The 22,278-nt window shown below is 73.0% G+C and carries 18 protein-coding genes; 9 read left to right on the top strand and 9 right to left on the bottom strand.

Features of this window, described 5'->3' with window-relative positions:
- Positions 1–17: 17 nt before the first annotated feature.
- A complete protein-coding gene (locus ACZ5DC_RS28240) occupies positions 18–2,099 on the bottom strand; it encodes an AfsR/SARP family transcriptional regulator (RefSeq protein ID WP_468657245.1) in 2,082 nt (693 codons plus the stop codon).
- Between the two features lie 1,035 nt (positions 2,100–3,134).
- Here ACZ5DC_RS28240 and ACZ5DC_RS28235 point away from each other — a divergent pair.
- Positions 3,135–3,770 carry a hypothetical protein gene (locus tag ACZ5DC_RS28235; RefSeq protein WP_468657667.1) on the top strand — a complete coding sequence of 212 codons (636 nt, stop codon included), beginning with the start codon at positions 3,135–3,137 and terminating at the stop codon, positions 3,768–3,770.
- Between the two features lie 390 nt (positions 3,771–4,160).
- Positions 4,161–4,847 carry a hemerythrin domain-containing protein gene (locus ACZ5DC_RS28230; protein ID WP_468657243.1) on the top strand — a complete coding sequence of 229 codons (687 nt, stop codon included), beginning with the start codon at positions 4,161–4,163 and terminating at the stop codon, positions 4,845–4,847.
- Positions 4,848–4,923: 76 nt separating this feature from the next.
- On the opposite strand, the gene ACZ5DC_RS28225 is transcribed toward ACZ5DC_RS28230, so the two are convergent.
- The 3 genes from ACZ5DC_RS28225 to abc-f form a co-directional block, all read right to left on the bottom strand.
- Positions 4,924–5,487 (bottom strand): CGNR zinc finger domain-containing protein, encoded by a 564-nt coding sequence (locus ACZ5DC_RS28225; RefSeq protein WP_366755119.1) that lies wholly within the window; start codon positions 5,485–5,487, stop codon positions 4,924–4,926.
- 216 nt (positions 5,488–5,703) lie between these two features.
- The gene (locus ACZ5DC_RS28220) at positions 5,704–7,368 is read right to left on the bottom strand and encodes an ABC-F family ATP-binding cassette domain-containing protein (protein WP_468657240.1); all 1,665 of its coding nucleotides are present in this window, start codon (positions 7,366–7,368) and stop codon (positions 5,704–5,706) included.
- Positions 7,369–7,447: 79 nt separating this feature from the next.
- Complete coding sequence (gene abc-f / locus ACZ5DC_RS28215; protein ID WP_468657238.1) at positions 7,448–9,082, bottom strand: ribosomal protection-like ABC-F family protein; 1,635 nt, start codon at positions 9,080–9,082, stop codon at positions 7,448–7,450.
- A gap of 445 nt (positions 9,083–9,527) precedes the next feature.
- Here abc-f and ACZ5DC_RS28210 point away from each other — a divergent pair, with 445 nt between their 5' ends.
- The 5 genes from ACZ5DC_RS28210 (at position 9,528) to ACZ5DC_RS28190 (ending at position 15,919) form a co-directional block, all read left to right on the top strand.
- On the top strand, positions 9,528–10,250 hold the full coding sequence (locus tag ACZ5DC_RS28210; RefSeq protein WP_468657236.1) for a molybdopterin-dependent oxidoreductase: 723 nt from the start codon (positions 9,528–9,530) through the stop codon (positions 10,248–10,250).
- A complete protein-coding gene (locus ACZ5DC_RS28205; protein ID WP_468657234.1) occupies positions 10,198–10,899 on the top strand; it encodes a cytochrome b/b6 domain-containing protein in 702 nt (233 codons plus the stop codon). The genes ACZ5DC_RS28210 and ACZ5DC_RS28205 overlap by 53 nt, the downstream gene beginning before the upstream one ends.
- A gap of 1 nt (position 10,900) precedes the next feature.
- The gene (locus tag ACZ5DC_RS28200; protein ID WP_468657232.1) at positions 10,901–13,228 is read left to right on the top strand and encodes an ATP-binding SpoIIE family protein phosphatase; all 2,328 of its coding nucleotides are present in this window, start codon (positions 10,901–10,903) and stop codon (positions 13,226–13,228) included.
- Between the two features lie 426 nt (positions 13,229–13,654).
- On the top strand, positions 13,655–15,286 hold the full coding sequence (locus ACZ5DC_RS28195; RefSeq protein ID WP_468657230.1) for a tannase/feruloyl esterase family alpha/beta hydrolase: 1,632 nt from the start codon (positions 13,655–13,657) through the stop codon (positions 15,284–15,286).
- A gap of 42 nt (positions 15,287–15,328) precedes the next feature.
- Positions 15,329–15,919 carry a DUF308 domain-containing protein gene (locus tag ACZ5DC_RS28190; protein WP_366755126.1) on the top strand — a complete coding sequence of 197 codons (591 nt, stop codon included), beginning with the start codon at positions 15,329–15,331 and terminating at the stop codon, positions 15,917–15,919.
- Between the two features lie 88 nt (positions 15,920–16,007).
- On the opposite strand, the gene ACZ5DC_RS28185 is transcribed toward ACZ5DC_RS28190, so the two are convergent.
- The 3 genes from ACZ5DC_RS28185 to ACZ5DC_RS28175 form a co-directional block, all read right to left on the bottom strand.
- Positions 16,008–17,240 carry a cytochrome P450 family protein gene (locus ACZ5DC_RS28185; protein ID WP_468657227.1) on the bottom strand — a complete coding sequence of 411 codons (1,233 nt, stop codon included), beginning with the start codon at positions 17,238–17,240 and terminating at the stop codon, positions 16,008–16,010.
- A 186-nt stretch (positions 17,241–17,426) separates the two neighbouring features.
- Positions 17,427–18,293: a Bax inhibitor-1/YccA family protein gene (locus ACZ5DC_RS28180; RefSeq protein WP_468657225.1), complete on the bottom strand. Its 867-nt coding sequence runs from the start codon at positions 18,291–18,293 to the stop codon at positions 17,427–17,429.
- A 173-nt stretch (positions 18,294–18,466) separates the two neighbouring features.
- A complete protein-coding gene (locus ACZ5DC_RS28175) occupies positions 18,467–18,934 on the bottom strand; it encodes an SsgA family sporulation/cell division regulator (RefSeq protein ID WP_468657223.1) in 468 nt (155 codons plus the stop codon).
- 434 nt (positions 18,935–19,368) lie between these two features.
- On the opposite strand from ACZ5DC_RS28175, the gene ACZ5DC_RS28170 reads away from it, so the two are divergent.
- Both ACZ5DC_RS28170 and ACZ5DC_RS28165 read left to right on the top strand, forming a co-directional pair.
- On the top strand, positions 19,369–20,331 hold the full coding sequence (locus tag ACZ5DC_RS28170) for a zinc-binding dehydrogenase (protein ID WP_468657221.1): 963 nt from the start codon (positions 19,369–19,371) through the stop codon (positions 20,329–20,331).
- A 53-nt stretch (positions 20,332–20,384) separates the two neighbouring features.
- Positions 20,385–21,389: an NADP-dependent oxidoreductase gene (locus ACZ5DC_RS28165; RefSeq protein WP_468657219.1), complete on the top strand. Its 1,005-nt coding sequence runs from the start codon at positions 20,385–20,387 to the stop codon at positions 21,387–21,389.
- Between the two features lie 135 nt (positions 21,390–21,524).
- Here the strand turns inward: ACZ5DC_RS28165 and ACZ5DC_RS28160 are convergent, their stop codons facing one another.
- Positions 21,525–21,914: a DUF2255 family protein gene (locus ACZ5DC_RS28160; RefSeq protein WP_468657217.1), complete on the bottom strand. Its 390-nt coding sequence runs from the start codon at positions 21,912–21,914 to the stop codon at positions 21,525–21,527.
- A partial coding sequence (locus tag ACZ5DC_RS28155) for an MmyB family transcriptional regulator (RefSeq protein ID WP_468657215.1) occupies positions 21,911–22,278 on the bottom strand: 368 nt, incomplete at its 5' end. The genes ACZ5DC_RS28155 and ACZ5DC_RS28160, both read right to left, overlap by 4 nt.

Here is a 22,278-nt window from a genome sequence, read left to right as displayed (position 1 = left end):
CGTGGAACCGGCCGCCCCTACTCGTCCCTGACGCACATCTCCAGTGCCGAGGTCAGTTGCCGCCGGAAGGCGTCGCCTCTCGGGTAGTGACTCAGCGAGCGGGCGAGTTCGGGCAGCAGGTACTGCTCGGCGACGATCCACTCGGCGGCGTCCGCGCGTCCCTGGAAGTGCTGGGGACGGACACCCGGTCGCGGCGGCGGCAGGATCACGGTGCTGCGGTGCGGTGCGAGCAGCGCCGTGGCGGCCTCGGCGCTGTACAGGTAGTGCTCGACCATGCGGGCGACCGCGTCCGACCGGGCGCTCGGCGAGTCCAGCAGCGAGCTGAGTTCCGCGGCGTAGGCGCGCAGCAGTCCGTGACAGGTGTACCGCCCGGCGACCAGCTCGACGAGCAGGTGGTGGTCCATCAGCTCGGCCACGTCCTGCCGGGTCCTGCGCAGATCGGTGCCGGCCAGGCTGGCGGCGGCCGGCAGGGCGATGTCCCGCGAGGGGTGCAGGCCGAGCAGCCGGAACAGGCGCGCGGCGCTGCTGCTCAGGGCGTCGTAGGAGCGGTGGAAGGCGTCGCGGGTGCTCGTGCGGGCGTCCCGGCCGGACAGGGCGTCGAGGCTGTCGGCCGTGTCGCGCAGTCTGGCGGCGAGCGAGGCCAGCGGGAACCGCGGCTGCGTCAGGGCACGGGCGGCGACGACGGCCAGCGCCAGCGGCAGCCCGCCGCACGACTCCACCAGCTCCTCCGCGGCGGCCTGCTCGGCACGGGTCCGGTCCGTGCCCAGTCGCCGGTCGAGCAGTTCGAGACCCTCCTGCCGGGTCATGGGGTCGAGTGTGATGATCCGGGCGTTGTCGGTGACGGCGAGGCCCTCCAGCCGCCGCCGGCTCGTGACGATCGCGAGGCACCCCGGGGTGGCGGGCAGCAGCGGCCGTACCTGCTCGCAGTCCACCGCGTCGTCCAGGAGGAGCAGCAGCCGTCGCCCGGCCAGGGCGCTGCGGTAGGCGGAGCCGAGGGCTGCGGCGCTCGGGTACGACTGGCTGCTCTCCACGCCGAGCGCCTCGAGGACCTCGGCGATGGCCGCACCCGGTTCCAGGGGGGCCTGGGACGGGTGGTGGCCCTGGAGGTCCACGTAGACCTGTCCGTCGGGGAAGTGGTCGGCCACCAGGTGGCCCCAGTGCACGGCCAGCGTCGTCTTGCCCACACCCGCCATGCCGCAGATGGCCGCGGTCATCGTGGGCGGCCGGCTCTCACCCGCCAGCGGGAGCAGCTCCAGGCACTGGCCCAGCGCCTGCTCGCGGCCGGCGAAGGACAGGCAGTCCGCGGGCAACTGGGCCGGCGCGGCGAGGCCCACGGGCCGGGGTGCCGGATGGTCCGTGCTGACGGCGATCCGGCGCTGGAGGAGGTGCTGCTGGGCGGCGCGCAGTTCGGGGCCGGGTTCGACGCCCAGTTCCTCGGCCAGTCCCCGGCGGATGTCCTCGAACTGCTCCAGGGCCGCGGCCTGCCGGCCGCTGGCGGCCAGTGCCGCGATGATCCGGCTGTGCAGGGCCTCGTCGAAGGGGTGGCTCTCCACGGCGCGGCGCAGCATCGTCAGCACTTCTTCGGTCAGTGCGGGCTGCGCTGTGAGGACGGCGTCGGCCGCCTCCTTCACCGTCGCCACGAACTCGTGCCCCACCGACGTGAACACCGGGTGCCGGGCCACATGGGTGCCGGCGGCCACGGTCGGACCGCGCCAGAGCCGCAGCGCTTCCATGAAGTGCTGTGCGGCCCGTTCCGGCGCGCCGCTCCTGAGCGCGAGCTGTGCCTGGGCGCGCAGGTCGCGGAAGTGCAGCAGATCCGAGGTCGAGGCGTCGACGAGCAGGCGGTATCCGTCGGCGGCGCGCACGAGGTGTGTCGCGTGCGTCCTGCTGCGGAGTTCGGGTTCGAGTGTTCTGCGCAGCGCGCCGATGTGCCGGTGCACCACGTTGACGGCGCTGGCGGGTGGCTCGTCGTCCCACAGGATGTCCACGGCCTCGCCCACGGAGAGCGGGCCGGGGGCGCGCAGGAGCAGCAGGGCGAGCAGGGCCAGTCTCTTCGGAGGGCCGAGGTCGATCTCGGTGTCACCACGCGATGCCCGCACGGTGCCGAGGATTGAGTAGCGCACTGTCGCGTCCATCTCGCCGCTGGCCTCGTCATTCTCACGTCGTGCCGTTGGTCGCCCGTCCGGCGGGGTCATCGTCCGGTCCGGGACGGGGCCGTCCGCCGCGAGGTGGTTCCCGGCATGCCTGTGGCGATGTCAGACATGTCATGGCACCCCGGTGGGAACGGGCAGGGCATGTGCGCACGGGACGGGCGTGTCCGGACCCGACCACTGCCGGGTCGACGTGTCCGGTGGCAGGGACGGTGCTGCCCCGGCTGTCGCCGTGCCGCGGCACCGGGAAGCGGAGACGCTTCTGCCACGGCACGCCCGTAAGTGGACTCCGTAGTCCGTTTAGCGCCCGACTGTACTACAGGCCATGCTGTCCGGCCAGTCGGTTCGTTGCGGGACGGGGGGCTCACGGGGCCAGCATGGCAGTCGGTGGCCATGGGCGTATCAGTCTGCCGACTTGCCGCTCCGGCGCCGTCCGGGTCCCCGATGCGTCACATGACGATGCTCCGACGTGTCACATGACGATAGGAGTGCGCGCCCCGACCTGTCGAGCGTGGGTCTCCGCCGCGCGTGACCGGGCCCTGGGTGTGTATGACCGGCATGTGCACCTCGCCTGACGTGCCAATGGGGACGGAAATCATCATGCTCCTTATTGCGTCACCGGTCAAGGCGGTGACGTATTGAGTGGGTGGACACCCTGGGGCGTCCGCTGGGGTGTGGATCCCTCCGGCATGGTGGATCATGTCCGGGTGACAGCCGCAGGTCCCCGGGCCGTACCGCCCACCCGTGTACACATGCCCGCGCCCACGGGTGTACACGTGTACGCGTTCGCCGGGCGTCGAGTGTGCCGGGACGCCCATGGCGCGAGGACGGCAGGTGAGGCATGCGGAATCCTGCGCCGGCGCCGTTCGTCCTCATGACGGGCCTCCACGGCTGCGAGGCCGCTACGGGCGCCGGCCGGCCGGTCCGGCCGACGGCTCGCCTTCACGCGTCGTCACGCCGCTGAGAGGAGGAGCCCCCTTGTACGTGCTGGTCCCCGACGATCCCGTGTTCTTCGCGAAGTTCGAGAGCCTTGAGGAGCCGCTCCTCCGCCACCTCTACCTGCTCCACAGCGCGGATCTGGAGTCCGACGACGAGCGGATCATCGCGGACGCCTACGACAGCTGGGTGCAGGTGCTGCTGAAACTGCCGCTGTGGTCCCAGTGGCACGCCACGGACACGGCGGCCGGGCACGCCCCGGGCGAACCGGCCGGGTACACCCTCTACGGCGCGGGCGGCGCCCAGCTGACGAGTCTCTACCCGATCGAGGTCGACGCGGCCGACCTCGGGCACCTGACGGCCTGCCTCGACCTGTTCGCCGCGGCCGGCGGGACCCGGCGGGCCGGGCCGGGCCGGTCGGACACCGAAGCGGGTGCCGACCGTCCCGAACGGAAGGACACCCTCGTCGACGCCTTCCGGCGCGTCATGGAGGTGTTGCTGCTCCCGCCGCCGCAGCGGCTCCTGGGCGCCTTGCGGCAGGTCATGGGCCAGGCCCGGACCGGCTCCGTGACGCTGCCGGCCGAGGAGGAGACGGAGTACCGGCGCTACTGCGAGGACATCGTGACCATCCTCAGCTCCGGTGACGCGTTCGCCTACCGCAGCCATCGCGCCCTGTACCTGTGAAGTGCCCCGGACCCCCCGGGCGGTCGCTGAACCTTCCCGGCGCCGGGTCCGTTGTCCAGTTGGAAGGCCCCGCCGTCGGACACGCGGACGGTGGGGCCGGGGCGGGCCTGCCGGGGGTTGTCCATCCCCCCGGCGGACGGATGACCGTCCCCGTGCCGGCGGTCCCGAGTCCCCCGCTCGGGGCCGCCGGTGTTTCCCGGCCGGGGGACCTGAAGCACGTGCCACGGAGCGGGCGCCGAAACACTTCTCCTCCACGGGATCTTCCGACACGTGTCTCTGTGGTACGTTCCGTGCTCGGCCCGGCCCGGTGACCGCGTGCAGCCGCCCGCACCAGGTGTGTGGGTGGCACGCCTGCCCGAGGCCCGGCTCTCTGGTGAGAAAGGTCTACGGATGTGCGCCACGCAGGTGCCGGCCAAGGAAGGCACCCGTCTCTTCGAGGAACTGTGCGCCGTGCACGGTGTCATGACCCGGGGCGCGCGGCTCGTCGCCGGGTCCTTCACCCGGCTGGCGGGCGGTGCGGCCGTCGACACGAAGACGCTGGTGACGACCGTGCAGTGGTTCGTCGACTTCGCGCGCCGTCTCCACCGCGGCAAGGACGAGCTGTTCTGGCCGGCGCTGCGTGAGCGGTTCCCCGAGAGGGTCCGCCGGCTCGACCGCCTGGCCGAGGACGCCGACGCGCTGGCCGAGGCGCTCGACGAACTGGAGAGCGTGATCGCGCGGATCACCGAGGAGCGCCGGGTCGGCGGGTCGGTGAGCTGGGGGCACGCGATGCGGGAGGGAACGCTCGCCTCGCACCGGGCCCAGGACCTGCTGGCCGCACGCCTCGGCGTGGAAGAGCCGCTGCTCAGGGCGCTGGCTCCCGTCATCCGGGACGAGGACGTCGTACGGCTCCGCGAGGCGCTGGCCGACGCCGTCCCGCACGGCGGACCGCATCTGGTCCTCGGTCTCCTGGAGCACCCGGAGCCGCTTCCCGGCCGGGACCGGCTGTACGCCGGCCTTCCGCCGTCCGTGCGCTGGACCCGGGGGATGCTGGCGGGCAGGTTCCGCAGGACGCTCAGGGCACTGGCGGCGGACTGAACGGGCGTCCGGGGGTTCGCGTCCGCGGGTTCGCGTGCGCTCGTTCGGTGGCGCGGGCCGTGCCTGGGTCAGCAGGTCATCGTACGGGCATGGCGGGCGCGGTCTTCTTCCGTGCGCGGTAGGCCGCCGCCTTGATCTTGTTGCCGCACGACTCCATGCCGCACCACTGGCGCCGCATGCCCCGGGAGCGGTCGATGTAGACGCGCGTGCACTCCGGGTTGCCGCACTCCTTCATCAGGGGGACGTCCGGGCCGCTGAGCAGTTCGACGGCCTGCCGCGCGACGGTCGCCAGGGCCTGCCCGGGGGTCGCCTCGTTGTGCCGCCCGGCCGTGGTGAGCTGCGGCGTCACGGGGGTCTCGCGCGCGGCGCCGTTGACCACGGCGAGTGCCTCGCGGTCGAACTCCTCACCGCGACGGCGGTTGGTGACGAGGCGGTAGATGGCCTCGCGCACGGTCGTCGCCGCCCGGACGTCCTGCTCGTCGCCCGGTGTGATCGTGTCCACGAGACCGGACTCCAGGTACCAGGCGTTGAGCCGCTCCGGTGTCACGAACATCTCGAACCGGGTCGAGCGCCGGGCGCGGAGAGTGGCCGCGAAGTCGAGCGCCGGGTGCCCGCATACGAAGACATGGTCAAGGTTCACATCACCATTTTGACAGGTGACTGCCGTGGAGCGCAAGACGCGTCACCGTTCCGGGCGGTGCCGCTCGGAACGGGCTTCGGTCGTCACAGTACAGAGGGATCGCGATCACAGGCACCGGGAGGGGGTGGGGGGACACGGGCTGGGGGCGCATTCCGGACCGGCGGTCCCGCTCCGGCATCGCGGCCCCGGCCCCCCACCCCTGCGTGCGCCCCCGGCTCAGCCCCGCGAACCGGACGTCCCCGGGTCCTCCCGCCGTCCGCCTCCCGGCTGCAGATGGATCTCGCGGCCCTGCCAGCGGCGTCGCAGCCAGCGGTCGTGGCTGGCGAGGACGATCGCGCCGGGGCCGGTGCCGAGCGCGGCCTCCAGTTCGTCGCACAGGGTGGGGGACAGGTGGTTGGTGGGTTCGTCGAGCAGCAGCAGGTGCGGCGGGCGGGCCACCAGGAGGGCCAGCGCGAGCCGCCGGCGCTGCCCCACGGACAGCCCGCCGACGGGTTTGTCCATATCCGCCTCGTGCAGGAGACCGAGTGAGCCCAGTGGCACCTTCTCGGCGCGCGCCGGGCCCAGCGACAGCTCGTACGTGTCGCGGACCGTGCGTTCGGGCCGGTCGAAGACGGTGTCCTGGGTGAGCAGGCCCACCGTGAGCCGGCGTCGCCTGCGCACCTCCCCCTCGGCCGGCAGCTGTCCGGCGAGCACCGCGAGCAGGGTCGACTTGCCCGCGCCGTTGCCACCGGTGACCAGCAGCCGGTCGGTCGGCGAGACGTCCAGGGTGTCCAGCGCGAGCCGGCCGGGCACCCGTACGTCGCGCAGGGACACCAGCGGCTGGGGGCTCTCCTCCGTGCGGGCGGCCAGTTCCCCGGCAGCGAACCGCAGCGGACGGGGCGGTTCGGCGACCTGGGTGCGCTCCAGCTCCTCCAGCCGCCGGGCGGCGTTGCGCACCCGGCGGGAGATCGAGTTCTGCACCCGGCCCGCCCGGTGGCCGTAGCCCATCTTCTCGTTGTCGACGCGCCCCCGGTCGGGGGCGACCCGGTGCGCGGTCACGCCGGCCGACTGCCGCAGTTCCTCCAGTTCCTCCTGCTCCTCGGCGTACCGCCGCTCCCAGCGCTCCCGTTCGGCGCGCTTCTCCGCCAGGTAGGCGCTGTAGGTGCCGCCGTAGCGGACCGGACCGTCCACCGCGGGGTCGAGGTCGATCAGGTCCGTGCAGACCGCGTCGAGGAACGCCCGGTCGTGACTGGCGACGACCACGGTTCCGGGCAGGCCGCGGACCTGCTCCTCCAGGAACGCGGCCGCCGTGTCGTCGAGGTGGTTGGTGGGCTCGTCCAGCAGCAGCGCCGACGGCCTGCGCACGAGCAGCGCGGCCAGGGCCAGCCGCCCGCGCTGCCCGCCGGACAGCGAGCCGAGCGTGCGCTCGTGCCCGACCGAGCCGAGGCCCAGGCCGTCCAGCACCAGGGCCGCGCGGCGGTCGGCGTCCCAGGACTCGCGGTCCTGGGCCTGTTCCAGCCGCCGGCCGTAGGTCTGGAGGAGTTCGGCGTGGCCGGGATCGTCCTCCGGGACGCGGGCCAGCTCCTCGCCGAGCCGTTCGAGCTCCGCGAGGTCCTCACGGGCCTCGCGCAGTGCCTGATCGAGCACCGCGGCGATGGTCGAGCCGGCGTCGAAGGGCATCTCCTGGTGCAGGAAGCCGAGGTCGCCGGGGCGCGTGACGCTCCCCGCGTCGGGTTCGTCGACGCCGGCCAGCACCCGCAGCAGGGTGGACTTGCCGACGCCGTTCTCCCCGATCAGACCGATGCGGTGTCCGGGAGAGGCGGTAAGGGAGACACCGTCGAGGACGCGACGGCCGCCGAGGGCGCGGACGACGTCACGGGCGAGCAGGGCGGGTTGGGACACGGGGAACCGTCCAACGTGATCGGTGGTCGGCCCGCCGGGCACACGGCCTCGGACGCGGGCCACGTCACACGCCGGCGGCTCACACCGCCGGGGCCCCGGTCTCCTTGAGCGCCCCGTCGGCCAGCCGCAGCCAGCGGTTCACCCCGATCTCGGCGAGGAACCGCTCGTCGTGGCTGACGACCATGAAGGCGCCCTGGTAGGAGTTGAGCGCGCTCTCCAGCTGTCCGGCGCTGACGAGGTCGAGGTTGTTGGTCGGCTCGTCGAGCAGAAGCAGGTGGGGGGCCGGTTCGGCGCACAGCACGCAGGCCAGGGTGGCGCGCAGCCGTTCGCCGCCGGACAGGACGCCGACGGGCAGGTGGGCCCGGGCGCCGCGGAAGAGGAAGCGGGCGAGCAGGTTCATCCGCTCCGCCTCGGGCCGCTCGGGGGCGAACCTGGCGAAGTTCTCCGCCACGGTGCGCTCCAGGTCCAGCAGGTCCAGGCGCTGCGAGAGGTAGGCGATGCGTCCGTCGTTGCGCTTGATCTCCCCGCTGTCCGGGGCGAGGTCGCCGGTGATCAGCCGCAGCAGTGTGGTCTTCCCCGCGCCGTTGGGGCCGGTCAGCGCGATGCGCTCGGGGCCGCGGATGGTCAGGTCGACGCCGCCGTCGGCGAACACGGCCTTGCCCGCGTGGTGGACCTGCATGCCCTCGCCGAGGAAGAGGTTGCGTCCGGCGGGCACCTGGGTGTCGGGCAGTTCCAGGGTGAGGCGCTGCTCGTCGCGCAGCGCGCGTCCGGCCTCGTCGAGGCGGGCCTTGGCCTCGGTGACCCGGGAGGCGTGCATCGTGCCGGCCTTGCCCGCGGCCTCCTGCGCGCCGCGCTTCATGTTGCCGGCGAAGATCTTCGGCAGACCGGCGTTCTTGAGGTTCTTGGCGGCGTTGCTCGCGCGCCGCTCGGCGCGCTCGCGGGCCTGCTGCATCTCCCGCTTCTCCCGCTTCAGCTCCGCCTCGGCGTTGCGGACGTTCTTCTCGGCGACCTCCTGCTCGGCGCGCACCGCCTCCTCGTACTCGGTGAAGTTGCCGCCGTAGAAGCGCAGTTCGTCGCTGCCGAGTTCGGCGATGCGCTCCATGCGGTCGAGCAGCGCGCGGTCGTGGCTGACGAGCAGCAGACAGCCGTTGAAGTCCCCGAGCACGTCGTAGAGCTTGCGCCGGGCCGCCAGGTCGAGGTTGTTGGTCGGTTCGTCGAGCAGCAGGACGTCGGGGCGCTTGAGCAGCTGGGCGGCGAGGCCGAGGGAGACGACCTGGCCGCCGCTGAGCGTGCTCAGGCTGCGGTCCAGGGTGAGGTCGGCGAGGCCCAGGCGGTCGAGCTGGGCGCGGGTGCGCTCCTCGATGTCCCAGTCGTCGCCGATGGTGGTGAAGTGCTCCTCGCTCACGTCACCGGATTCGACGGCGTCGATGGCGCGGATCACCGCGGCGACGCCGAGGACCTCGGCGACGGTGAGGTTGCCGGTCAGGGGCAGGCTCTGGGGGAGGTAGCCGAGCGTGCCGGCCACCGACACCGAGCCGGTGGCGGGCTTGAGTTCGCCGGCGATCAGCTTGAGCAGGGTGCTCTTGCCGGAGCCGTTGGGAGCGACGAGGCCCGTGCGGCCGGTGGTCACGGTGAAGGACAGGTCGTGGAAGACCGGGGTGTCGTCGGGCCAGGCGAAGGACAGGTTCGAGCAGACGACGGCGGCGTCGGACATGGAGGCGACCTCTGAGGTACTGAGGGCAGGGCTTGGACCTCTGCCCAGGGCAGACGTGGGAAAAGGGGTACGACGAGACGGACCACGTCGGCGGCGCTCCTGAGCACCGGCCGGTGGCCGTCAGATCCGGATCTCACCCGGAGATGTCGTCTTCACCCACCACGTCTGCGACTCCTCGATACACGGTCAACGTCCCCGCAAGTGTAACAGGCGGGCGTCCGTCGTTTCCCGGGATTCGTCCGCCGTCTCCCGGGAGTGAGGGTTCACACATATGTGCGCGTCCGTTGACAGTCCTGGACGAACGTGCCACCATCGTCACCAGTTGAACAGGTGACGGTGCCGGAAACGGCCGACCGTGTTCACACGTGTGGGCCCGCCCGAACCGGAGCCCGCGTCCGGCCGCACCTCGCCGGGATCGTCGCCACCTCTAAGGAGCACACTGACCATGGCAGGAAAGCCGAAGCGCGGGGCCGAGGGCGCACCGGTGGGACGGCGGGCGATGCTGGGCATGCTCGGAGCGGGAGCCGCCGGGCTCGCCGCCGCGCCCTATCTCCAGCGCGGCTGGGAGGGGTTCCTCGGTGCCGCCTCCCAGGTCGACGCCACGGGCCTGACCGGTCTGCTGCCCAACCCGGGCGGCTTCCGGTACTACAGCGTCGTCGGCTCGGTGCCGCAGAAGGACGCGACGAACTACGCACTCAAGGTCGACGGTCTGGTGGAGAAGCCGAAGACCTACACGCTCGACGAACTGCGCGCGATGCCGCAGACCCGGGTCGTCCACGACGTGCTGTGCACGGACGGGTGGCGGGTGGACAAGACACCCTTCGAAGGGGTGAAGCTGGCGGACATCCTGGACGCCGCCGGGGTGCGCTCCCCGGGCGCGGCGGTCCGGTTCACCTGTTTCGACGGCGCCTACACCGAGAGCCTCACCCTGGAACAGGCCCGCCGCTCCGACGTCCTGGTGGCGCTGAACATGCAGGACAAGCCCATCACCCACCAGCACGGGGGACCGGTCCGCCTCTACGTGGCCCCCATGTACTTCTACAAGTCGGCCAAGTGGCTGTCCGGCATCTCGGTCACCGACAAGGTCGTTCCCGGCTACTGGGAGGAACGCGGTTATGCAGTCGACGGCTGGCTCGACGACGCCGACCGGCACAGCGGCGCGGCCTGAACCGCCCGGCCGTGTGCGACGGTTCAGCACCGCCGAGCGCATGGTCCACCGGGCCACCGGCTACCTGATGCTCGTGTGCCTGGTCACCGCCGCCTGCCTGTACCTGGGGCCGCTGGCCCAGCTCGTCGGGCGGCGCCACCTGATGGTCACGCTGCACGAGTGGTCGGGCATCTGCCTGCCGGTCCCCTTCCTGCTCGGACTCCTCTCCGCCGACTTCCGGGCGGACCTGCGCAGGCTGAACCGCTTCGCGGTGTACGACCGGCAGTGGCTGCGGGCCGTGCGCAAGCGCCGGAACTGGCCCGAGGCGCGGCCGGCCGGCAAGTTCAACGCGGGCCAGAAGATCTACGCGGGCTGGATCGCCGGCGCCGTGCTGGTGATGATGTCCACCGGTCTGCTGATGTGGTTCATGGGGCTGCTGCCCTTCATCTCCCGGACCAGCGCGATCTTCGTCCACGACCTCCTGGCCTGGGCCATCACCTTCGTCCTCCTCGGACACATGCGCCGGGCGTTCGAGGATCCGGAGGCGCGGCTCGGCATGCGCACCGGATACGTCAGCCGGTCCTGGGCCGAGCGGTACCACTCCCGGTGGCTGAAGGAGGAGCGGATGGGTACCGTGACCGGAGAAACCGAGGAAGCGGACAAGGTGTGACATGTCCCCCGAGAAGGGGCGGCTCTGGCCGGAAGGGTTCATGGACGACCGCAGCGCTCCAGACGCCGGGTTCCCGGACGGCCGGGGGCCCGGAGCCGCCGGGGTGCTCGGGGACGAGCTGACGGCGCTGCTGCACCGTGCCGTGCACCAGGCCGCTCACCGTCTGCACGCCGTCACGGCCGCCGTGTACCTGCTGACCCCCGACGGCGGCGAACTGCGCGCCGCCATGATCGGCGGCAGCCCGCCGTCCATGCTCACGCTCCCCGGCCGCATGAAACTGGACTCCCCCTACGCCTCCGCGCGCGCCCTGGCCGGGCAGCGTCTGGCGTTCCTGGCCGAACCGGACCCGCTCGCCGAACCGGAGAGCGGGGCCCTGGCCTACCCGTACACCGTCGCCTCCGTCGCGCTGGAGGCGGAAGGGCGCCGTTTCGGCTCGCTGACCGTGCTGCGAACCGAGGACAGCGGGGACTATGGCGGCACCGACTCCCGGGAGCTCACCCGGATCGGCGACCGGCTGGCCGACCTGCTGGCCGGACTCCAGGCCCGCGGCGCCACGATCGCGCCCGGCAGCCTGCCCGTACTGGTGCCGGTGTTCGGCACCGCCGAACCGCCGGCGGCGGCCGGGGAGCAGGTCGCCGTCCGGGGGGTGCCGGGTGTGCCCGGCTCCGCGGGGATGACCCTGCTGTACGCCCTCCAGCGGCTGACGGAGATGCTGAACCGGGCGACCACCATGGAGGACGTCGTCGGGGTGGCGGAGTTCTGTGTCCTGGCCCCGATGCGCGCCCGGGCGCTGGCACTGACCTCGGCCGCCGAGGGCCGGCTGTGGGTACTCGGCCACAGCGGGGACTCCGCGGACCTGGTGGCCGAGCTGCACGGCGGCGCCCTGCACGCGGGCACGCCCGCCGCGCGGGCGATGCGGGGGCGGGCGCTGTTCGTCCCGGGTTCCGCCGGCGCGCCGGCCGCGGGCCGCGTCCCGGACGCCGGCCCCGGGGATGCGTCGAGCGGTGTGCCCGGCGGGGGCGACGGACGGCACGCCGCCGCCTACCTGCCGCTGGTCGGCAGCCGGCACGTGGTCGACCTGCCGATGGCCGGCGCCGCCCCGGTGGTAGGGGTCTGCTGCCTGTCGTTCGACGGGCCGCGGACGTTCCCGCCCGAGGAGCGGGCCGTGCTGACCATGATGGCCGGGCTGCTGGGCGCGGCGGTCCAGCGCATCCAGCTCGGCGCCGCACGTCAGGCGCTCACCGAGGGCATGCAGCGGCGGCTGCTGCCCGCCGCCCTCCCCGAGGCGCCCCGGCTGCCCACCACGGCCCGGTACCGGCCGGCCCAGGCCGCGAGCGAGGCGGGCGGCGACTGGTACGACGTGATCACCATGCCGGACGACCGCGTGATGCTGGTCGTCGGGGACGTCGAGGGCCACACGCTGGAGAGCGCCGCCGTCATGGGTCAGCTGCGCACCTCGGTGGCCGCCTACGCCACCGAGGGCCACGGGCCGGCCGCGCTGCTCGACCGCACCGACCGGCTGCTGTCCCGGATGGGCACCGAACTGCTCGCCACCTGCTGCGTGGTGGCCGTGGACACCGGGACGGGGGTGGCCGAGGTGGCGCTGGCCGGACATCCGGCGCCGCTCGCCCGGCTGTCCGACGGCACCGTCCGTCCGCTGTGGGCGCCGGCCAACGTGCCGCTCGGGCTGCACGGGCGCACTCCGTACCGCTCCCGGGAGCACACGCTCCCGCCCGGAACCGTGCTCGTGCTCTACTCGGACGGAGTGCACGAACCGGATCGCGACGACGTCGGCGCCCGCCTGGGTGCCGGCGGGGCGGGCGCCGACCTGGAGACCCTGGCGGACCGCCTGCTGGCGGGCACGCCCGGCCGGCGCGACGACGCCGCGCTGCTGCTGGCCCGCTACGAGGGAGCGGACGACTCCGCCGCGCCCCGGACCGCGCGTTTCCACGTCCACCGGCGTGATCTGCGGGCGGTCAGGGAGGCGCGCGGCTTCGTGCACGAGTGCCTGTGCGAGTGGGGTCTGGCCGATCTGTCGGACGACCTCGAACTCATCACCTCGGAACTGGTGACCAACGCGCTCGTCCACGCGGGCAGCGATGTGGACGTGCGGCTGCGGGCCTCCGGTCACCGGGTCCGTCTCGAGGTGCGGGACTCGGACAGCGACCCGCCCGTGCCCACCGCCTACTCGCTCACCGAGGAGGGCAGCGCGCGGGCGGAACACGGCCGGGGCCTGTACCTGGTCGACGCGTTGGCGCACACGTGGAACACCTCTCCGAGCGGCCGGGGCAAGACGGTCTGGCTGGAGATGGACATCCCCGGCGCGTAGGGCCGCCCTCGCCCGACCGTCGAATGACCCAACCGCCCCTCGGCGGATGCCGGCACCGGGGGGTGTCCACGGACCGTCAACTGACGGTGGTGGGACCGGGGCCGGCCCGGCCAGAGTGGGAGCACGGACCGAGCAGGCGCCCACGGCTGCGGGGCGACGTCTCCGCGCGGCCGTACGACATGTGGTCGCAAGACATGTGGTCGCAAGACATGTGACCCTCCCTCTTTCGTCACCAGTTAAACCGGTGATAGTGTCTGGCTCAGTCTTCGGCACCCGAGACCTCCTCGGGTCGCGCACCGAGGTCGCGGAGGCACGCGAGCGGACGTCCGCCCGTGCAGGCCCGCCGGCCCCGGCCCTGTTCAGCTCATGTGCCGTGCACCTGTGTCGCCGCGGTGAGGCGCACACCTACTTCCGGGATGGAAACCAATGAGACGCACACTTCTGACTGCCCTCGCCGCCGGTGTGCCGCTGGCCGCCGCGCTGTGGGTGCCGACCGCGTCGGCGGAGCCGGCGAACGCCTCCTCCGCGCCGCTCGGCTGCCGGTCGCTGCCCGTGAAGGCCCCCGCCGGCACCAAGGTGGAGAGCGTGACCGTCGTCAGCCACGCGGCGGGCACCGTGGACGTGCCCCCGGTCACCCCGCTGCCCGGGGCGCAGATCCCCGACGTGCCGGCGTTCTGCGACGTGACGGTGACGCTGACCCACCCGGGTCAGGGCGACCACGCCAAGGTGCGCGTCTGGCTCCCGCTGAAGGGCTGGAACGGCCGCCTCCAGACGATCGGCGGCTCGGCCTACGCCGCGGGCGACTACGGTGCGGGCCTGGCCGCCGCGGTCAAGAACGGGTACGCCGCCGCGACCACCGACGCCGGCGTCAGCACCTACATCGACACCGGCTGGGCCCTCACCGGCGGGGGCAAGGTCGACAAGGCGCTGCTGAAGAACTTCGCCAGCCGCTCCGAGCACGAGGCCGCGGTCGTCGCCAAGGACGTCATCGACGGCTTCTACAGCAGGCCCGCCTCCTACGCGTACTTCAACGGCTGCTCCACCGGCGGACGCCAGGGCTACATGGAGGCCCAGCGCCACCCCGACGACTACGACGGCATCCTCGCCAACGCGCCCGCCGTCAACTGGGACGAGTTCGAGGTCGCCACCCTGTGGCCGCAGGTGGTCATGAACAACGAGAAGACCTACCCGACCTCCTGCGAGTTCGCGGCCTTCACCGACGCCGCCGTCAAGGCCTGTGACCCGCTCGACGGCGTCAAGGACGGCCTGGTCAACGACCCGGCCCGGTGCGACTTCGACCCGCGCCGGCTGATCGGCACCAAGGTGGTGTGCGACGGCAAGGAGCTGACCATCACGGCGGCCGACGCGGCCGTGGTCCGCAAGATCTGGGACGGCCCGCGCACCACCTCGGGCAAGAAGCTGTGGGCCGGCGTCCCGATCGGCGCCGACCTGTCGGCCCTGGCCGGCGTCACCCCGCCGGACGCGAACGGCGTCGTCAAGGGCGCCCCCTTCCCGGTGCCCGCCGCCTGGGTCCAGACCTGGCTGGAGAAGGACCCGTCCTTCGACCTCACGAAGATCACCTACAGCCAGTTCACGCGGCTGTTCAAGCAGTCCGAGGCCGAGTACGACAAGATCATCGGCACCGACGACCCGGACCTGTCCGCCTTCCGCAAGTCCGGCGGCAAGCTGCTGACCTGGCACGGCCAGGCCGACCAGTACATCCCCGCCCAGGGCACCGTGAAGTACCGCAAGCAGGTCGAGCAGGAGCTGGGCGGAACCAAGAAGGTCGACGACTTCTACCGTCTCTTCCTCGCCCCGGGCACGGCGCACTGCGGCCTGAACAACGGCAGCGGTGCCACGGCCGACGACCTCGGCGCGCTGCGCACCTGGGTCGAGAAGGGCAAGGCGCCCAGGACGCTGCCCGCCACCCTGGTCAACGCCGAGCACAAGACCGTCACCCGCGACCTGTGCAGCTACCCGTCGGTGTCCCGCTACGACGGCCACGGCGACCCGGCCGCCGCCTCCAGCTTCCGCTGCGTCCTGCCGTCCCGGCACTGACCCGACCACCGACCACCTGACCCGAGAAAGGCCCCATCCCTCATGAGCACGCAGACAGCGGCACCGTCGAACCCGGCGGCGGCGGACGGACGTTCCTCCTTGCTGAGGCTGTACCTGGGCCGCGGCGTGCTGGCCGTGGCATGGGCCCTGGCGTTCGCCGGAGCCCACGAGAACGTCGACGCCGTGGCCATCACCCTGCTCGTCGTCTACCCGCTGATCGACGCGGTCTCCTCGCTGATCGACTACCGCGCCACCCCTGACGGTTCCGAGCGCCGGGTGACCGCGTTCAACGGGGTGCTCAGCACCGTGGCCGCCCTCGCGGTCGGCATCGCCGGGGCCGGCGGTGTCGCACCGGTGCTCCACGTGTTCGGCGCCTGGGCCGTCGTCTCCGGCGCCGCCCAGGTGGTCGTCGGGCTGCGGCGACGCGGTCCCGAGCTGGGCAGGCAGTGGCCGACCCTGATCTCGGGCGGGCTGTCCTTCCTGGTCGGCTTCTTCTACAACGTCCAGGCCGCGGGCGACAGCCCCTCACTCGACGTGCTGTCCGTGTACGCCACGGGCGGCGGGGTGTGGTTCATCCTCCAGGCCCTGCTGCTGGGCTGGAAGGCCCGCCAGCTGCGCACCCGGACCGTCTGACCGACCCCGGCCGGGTGCCGTCCCGGCCCGCGCCCCGTGGCGCGGGCCGGGACTTCGTCGTGCGCCGGGCCCTTCGCGGGCGGCCGGGTCAGCCGACGCGGTAGCGCACCGGCAGGGACAGCACGCCGCGGATGATCCCGGAACCGATCCATTCGAGCGAGTCCGGCGGCACCGCCAGTTCCAGTTCGGGGACGCGGGACAGCAGGGTGCGCAGCGCGATGGCCGTCTCCAGGCGGGCGAGCGGGGCGCCGAGGCAGTAGTGGATGCCGTGGCCGAAGGCGAGGTGGCGGACGTTCGGCCGGGTCACGTCGAGCACGGCGGGGTCGTCGCCGTCCTGCTGCGGGGCGTCGTGCCCGGCCGAGCCGAGAGCGACGACGACCATGCCGCCCCGGGGGATCGGCACCCCGCCCAGTTCGAGGTCCTCGGCGGCGTAGCGGCTCGTGGAGCGCTCGACGGAGGTGTCGTAGCGCAGGAACTCCTCCACCGCGCCGGGCACCAGCTCGGGCCGCTCGCGCAGCAGCCGCAGCTGGCCGGGGTGCCGCAGGAGGGCCAGCACGGCGTTGCCCAGCAGGTTCACCGTGCTCTCGTGGCCGGCGACGACCAGCATCATGGCGGTGCCGACCAGCTCCTCCTCGGAGAGCCGGCCGTCCTCCTCGTCGCGCACGGCCACCAGGGCGGAGAGCAGGTCGTCCTGGGGGCGGCGGCGCTTGTCGGCGACCAGGGCGGCCAGCAGCCCGTGCAGAGCGGCGAGGGCCGGGCGGTGTCCGGGGGAGGCCACCTGGAGGGCCTGCCCCGACCAGCGGCGGAAGTCCAGGTGGTGCCGGTGCGGGATGCCGAGGAGTTCGGCGATGACCGTCGCGGGCAGCGGGGCGTTGAAGGCCTCGACGAGGTCCAGCTCGCCCGACGGCGGCATGGCGTCGATCAGCTCGTGGGCGATCCGCTCGATGCGCGGGGCGAGTTCGGCCGTACGGCGGGGGGTGAAGGCGGCCGAGGCCAGCCGGCGCAGGCGGGTGTGCTCGGGCGGGTCGGCCTCCATCATCTGCGCGCCGAGTCCCACCGACGGCTGGTGGAGGACGTATCCGGCGGCGGCCAGGGCCTCGGCGGCGGGCGTGGCGTCCTTGAGCAGGGCGGGATGGGTCAGCGCCTGACGGGCCAGCTCGTGGCCGACGACCACCCAGCCCTTCAGACCCAGGTGGAACTCGGCCGGGTGGATGGGTCCGAACTGCCGGAGCCGGGCGTACCGTGCGGGGGAGTCGGCCTTGAAGGCGTGATCGATGACCACCCTGCCGTCCTGGTACGGGCAGTGCTCTTGCGCGCTCATGGATGCCTCTCGCGTTCTGTCGGTCCGGGACCGCCCGGGGCGGTCCCGGCCGGCACCCGACGCGCGGTCAGGTCGTCGTGATGGGAGAACGAGCCGGGTCCCGCGCCGGTTCAGCGGGGGCGGCCCGTGGACAGACACGCCGAAGGGGCATGCGCGCCGCGCATGCCCCTTCCGGTGCCGGAGAACTCAGTTGTCGCTGTTGAGGATGGACAGCACCTGGAGCACCTGGAGGTAGATCCACACCAGTGTCATGGTGAGGCCGAAGGCGGCCAGCCACGCCTCCTCGCGGGGGGCGCCGTAGGCGACGGCGTCCTCGACCTGCTTGAAGTCCAGGGCGAGGAAGGCCGCGCCGAGCAGGATGCCGATCACGCCGAAGAGGATGCCGAGGCCGCCGCTGTGGAAGCCGAGGCCGTGGCCCGCGCCGAAGGCGGAGAAGAGCAGGTCGGCGGCGAGCAGCAGCAGGAAGCCGGTCGCGGCCGAGGCGACGAAGCCGGCGAAGCGCCGGTCGACGCGGATCCAGCGCATCCGGTAGGCGATCAGGACGCCGGCGGACACGGCGAAGGTGCCGAGCACCGCCTGGACGACCACGCCCGGCGCGATGTACGTCGAGGTGGCGCTGGAGATGACGCCGAGGAAGACACCCTCGAACGCCGCGTAGCCGAGGATCAGCGCCGGGGACGGCGCCCGCCTGAACGCCTGGACCAGCGACAGCACGAAGGCGATCAGGGCGGCGCCCACGGCGATGCCGTACGACCGGCCGATGTTCGCCTCGTCGACGGGCAGCAGCAGCCAGGACAGCACGGCCGTCAGCACCGCGGTGCCGAGCGTGGTCGCGGTGCGCACGACGACGTCGTCCATCGTGATCGCGGTCCCCGCGGTCCGTGCGCCGGCGTCGGGGCCCGCACCGGCGCCCGGGGCGTAGGGGTTGGTCAGGTAGTCGTCCGCCGGCCGGCCACCGGCCGTGGCGCCCACCGGGTGGCGCGTGTGCGCCCCGACGGGGGCGGCGTCACGGTTGGCGCCCCAGCGGGAGAAGACCGGGTTGCTGCTCTTCACGTCATTCCTCCTCGTCCGCCGCGGGTGCGGCCTGCGGCACAGCGTTGTCCTCGGGTGTCCGGGGGCGGCACACGTGTGATGGCGCCGACCGCCGGCCCACTCCCGGCAAGCTTGTGCGTCACCACTCTGACAGGTGACGCACCGGGGTGCAAGTCCTCCCTGTCCGGCCCCGCTCACTCCGACGGCGCCGCCGGACCGTCGAGCAACCGGAGCAGGAAGCCGTCCCAGTCCAGACCGTCCATCTCCGTCTCCGCCGGGGTGATCCGGTAGCTGGCCTCCAGCCACTCGGCGAGCGGCCCGGTGGGCAGCTCGAAGAGGGCCTCCACCTCCTGCGATTCCAGGAGCAGCCAGGACGAGGGGCGCTCACCGGGCAGCGTCGGCCACATCCGCACATCGGCGCAGCCGCTCATCGACGTCAGGCCGCGGTACAGCAGCTCGCGCCCGATCCGCCAGATGAGACTCGGTCCCCGCTCCGCGAGGAACTCGACGGTGATCACCGCGGGCATCCCCGCGTCGAACCGGAACTCCGCCTGGAGCGGCTGCCGGGTGAATTCGTCGAGCATCTGGTCGAGGTCCAGGAACAGCGACGGCAGATGCCGGGGCGTCGACCGCGCCCGCAGTGGTGACTGATCACGGTGCATGACGGGAGTTCCCCTCCGTGGTAGGAAGCCTGCGCCTCCTACTGTTCGCCCGGGGACCCGATCCGCACATCGGTCACATGACGGTCGAAGGACGGGACGCCGCGGGGCGCCCGATGACGCGGAGATCCGCCCCGCGGGGCAAGGGGAACGTGACGTAAGTCAATGTGCTGCCCCGCGCCGCGGCCGTGGTCGAGGTGTCCACCGTGCACACGTGCGTCAACGCGGACCCAGGACCGACCGGACCGTTGTAGTCTGTGCACGCCCCTCGCTCGGTCGAGGAGTGGGGGGGCCGCGACGGCCGTCCCGCAACCCCCGTCGGGACGGCCGTTGTCATGCGAACCATCCAGGGCCCGCGGACCGTACACCTCATGTAGGAGGACCTGCGCGGTGCCGCACCGCGCCGGTCCGCTCGGACCGAGGTATGGAGTTCGCCGATGAAGGCCTTCCGATACGTGTCCCAGGGCACACCCTTACGGCTGATGGACGTGCCGGACCCGGTGCCGGACGCCGGCTGGGTGGTGGTGGACGTCGAGGCCGCCGGTCTGTGCCGCTCCGACGTCCACGCCCTCGACGGCACGATGGAGCTGACCCGGCGCCCGCCCTTCACCCTCGGCCACGAGGTCGCGGGCACCGTGTCCGCCCTCGGCGAGGGCGTGCGGGAGTACACGGTGGGCGACCGCGTCGCCGTCGCGATCATCGCGCACCCCGAGGTCCAGGCGCACTACGCACCGGGCATCGGTGTCGACGGCGGCTACGCCGAGCGCCTGGTGGCCCACGCCTCCACCCTCGTCCGCATACCCGACGCCGTCTCCACGGTCCACGCGGCCGTCGCCACCGACTCGGTCGTCACCGCCTACCACGCCGTCCGCACCGAGGCCCGCGCCAGGCCCGGGGAGGTGATCGCCGTCGTCGGACTGGGCGGCCTCGGCCTGAACGGGGTCCGTACCGGAGTGCTCGCGGGAGCCACGGTCTACGGTGTGGACATCAACCCGGACACCTTCGACGCGGCCCGCGCGGCGGGGGCGAGCGACTGCTTCACCGACGTCACCGCACTCGCCGGCCTGCGGCCCGACGCCGTCGTCGACTTCGCGGGCGTGGGCTCCACGACATCCGCCGCGGTCGACGTCGTACGCCGCCGCGGCCGGGTGGTCGTCGTGGGCCTGGGCACGCGGACCACGAGCTTCGCCACCGGCAACCTGGTCCGCAAGAGCGTGGAACTGCGCGGCTCGTACGGCGCCGGCAAGGACGAGTACCGGCAGGTGCTCGACTACATCGCCCAGGGCCGCATCACACCGGCCGTCGAGGAGATCCCGTTCGCCGACCTCAACGAGGGCCTGGACCGCATCCGCCGCGGCGCGGTCCGGGGCCGTCTGGTCGTCCGGCCGGGCAGCAGGTGACCCCCGCCCGCCCTGCCCCCGGCCACACCACCGCACACGACAAGGACAGCCGCATGACCCGGACCAACGCCCAGTACCGCCTCGTGGCACGCCCCGTCGGCCTGCCCGCCGCCTCCGACTTCCGGTACGCCGAGGAACCGGCCCCGCAGCCGGGCGAGGGGGAGTTCCTCGTACAGGTCGACTACCTCTCCCTCGACCCGGCGATGCGCTCCTGGATGAACGAGGGCCGCAGCTACGTGCCCCCCGTCGGCCTGGGCGAGGTGATGCGCGCGGCCGGCATCGGCCACGTCGTCGAGTCCCGGCACCCCGGGCACCCCGTGGGCGAGGTGGTGAGCGGCACCTTCGGCGTGCAGCGGTACGCGCTCAGCGACGGCAAGGACGTGGCCCCCGTCGACCTGTCCCTGGGCGAGGCGCCGGTCCACCTCGGCGCGCTCGGCTACAGCGGACTGACCGCGTACTTCGGTCTGCTCGACATCGGCCGGCCCGAGCCCGGCCAGACGGTGGTCGTCTCCGCGGCGGCCGGTTCCGTCGGCGCGCTGACCGGGCAGATCGCCCGGATCAAGGGGTGCCGCGCGATCGGCATCGCCGGAGGTCCAGACAAGTGCCGCTTCCTGGTGGAGGAACTCGGCTTCGAGGGGGCCGTGGACTACAAGGCCGGGAACGTGCGGGCCCAGGTGCGGGACCTCGCGCCGGACGGCGTGGACGTGTTCTTCGACAACGTCGGCGGCGACATCCTCGACGACGTCCTCACCACGCTCGCCCACGGCGCCCGGGTGGTCATCAGCGGTGCCGTCTCGCAGTACAACTCCGAGCAGGGCTTCCGGGGACCGGCCAACTACATGCAACTGCTCGTCAAGCGGGCCTCCATGACGGGCTTCGTCATCTTCGACTACGCCGCGCGCTACGGCGAGGCCCGCGCCGAACTCGCCGGCTGGCTGCGCTCCGGGCGGCTGAAGGAACGCACACATGTGATCACCGGCGGCGTCGAGCGGTTCCCCGAGGCACTGCTCGGGCTCTTCGCGGGCGAGAACACCGGCAAGGCGGTACTGGCCCTGTGAGCCCGGTCGTCGCCACCGGAGGGTGAGCGCGGCGGGCGCCGGTGCGTCCGGGCCCCCAGGGGGCCGGGGCGGCCGGGCCGGGCCGGGCCGCCCGCCCGGGTGGCGACGACCCCGTGGTCCGGCGCGGGCCGGGGCTCAGCGGGCCGGGGCCGTGCCGGCATCCGGCACGGGCGCCGGGTCGATGCGGATCGTCGCGGCCCGCGCCTGCGGGCTCGCGACGAGGGCGTCGGCGACCGCGCCGTACTTGGCGCGGAAGGCGGCCTCGAGCCCGGGGGAGAGGTCCAGGTCACGGGTCCGGAAGCAGACCTCCCGGGTGACGCCGGCCACCTGGATGCGTCCGTGGCCTCGGTCCCGCGCCGCCCGGTACCAACGGGAGCGGACTCCCCGGTAGGCGCGGACGTACAGCTCGCCGTCGACGACCACCATGCCGATCTCCACGCCGCCCCGACCGTCGTCCCCGGCGGTCAGGGTGAGGGCGTAGGTCTCGGAGAGCAGGGCCTGGTCCTCGGGTGTCCAAGCGGTCATCGGGTCACGTCCTCCGTCCGGCCGGTGCCGGGCTCCGCGGCGGTCCAGGAGGCGAGGATGCGCAGGGCGTCGTGGGAGGGGCTGCCCGGTTCGGCGGTCAGCACCATCAGACGCTGCCCGGAGCCGTCGGGGCTGGCCCAGGTGTCGCAGTCGAGGGTGAGGTCGCCGACCAGGGGGTGGTGGTAGTGCTTGGTGCCGTAACCGGCGCCGCTGACACGGTGCTCGGCCCACCAGGTGCAGAAGTCCATGTCCCGGAGGGACAACTCGCCGACGAGGTGGGCTAGTTCGGGGTCGTCGGGGTCGGCCGCGGCCTCCATGCGCAGGGCGGCCACCGCGTCGCGGGCGTCGTGGTGCCAGTCCCGGT

The sequence above is a fragment of the Streptomyces sp. NPDC031445 genome, from assembly GCF_055581365.1.
This window is presented reverse-complemented; position numbering and strand designations above follow the sequence as displayed.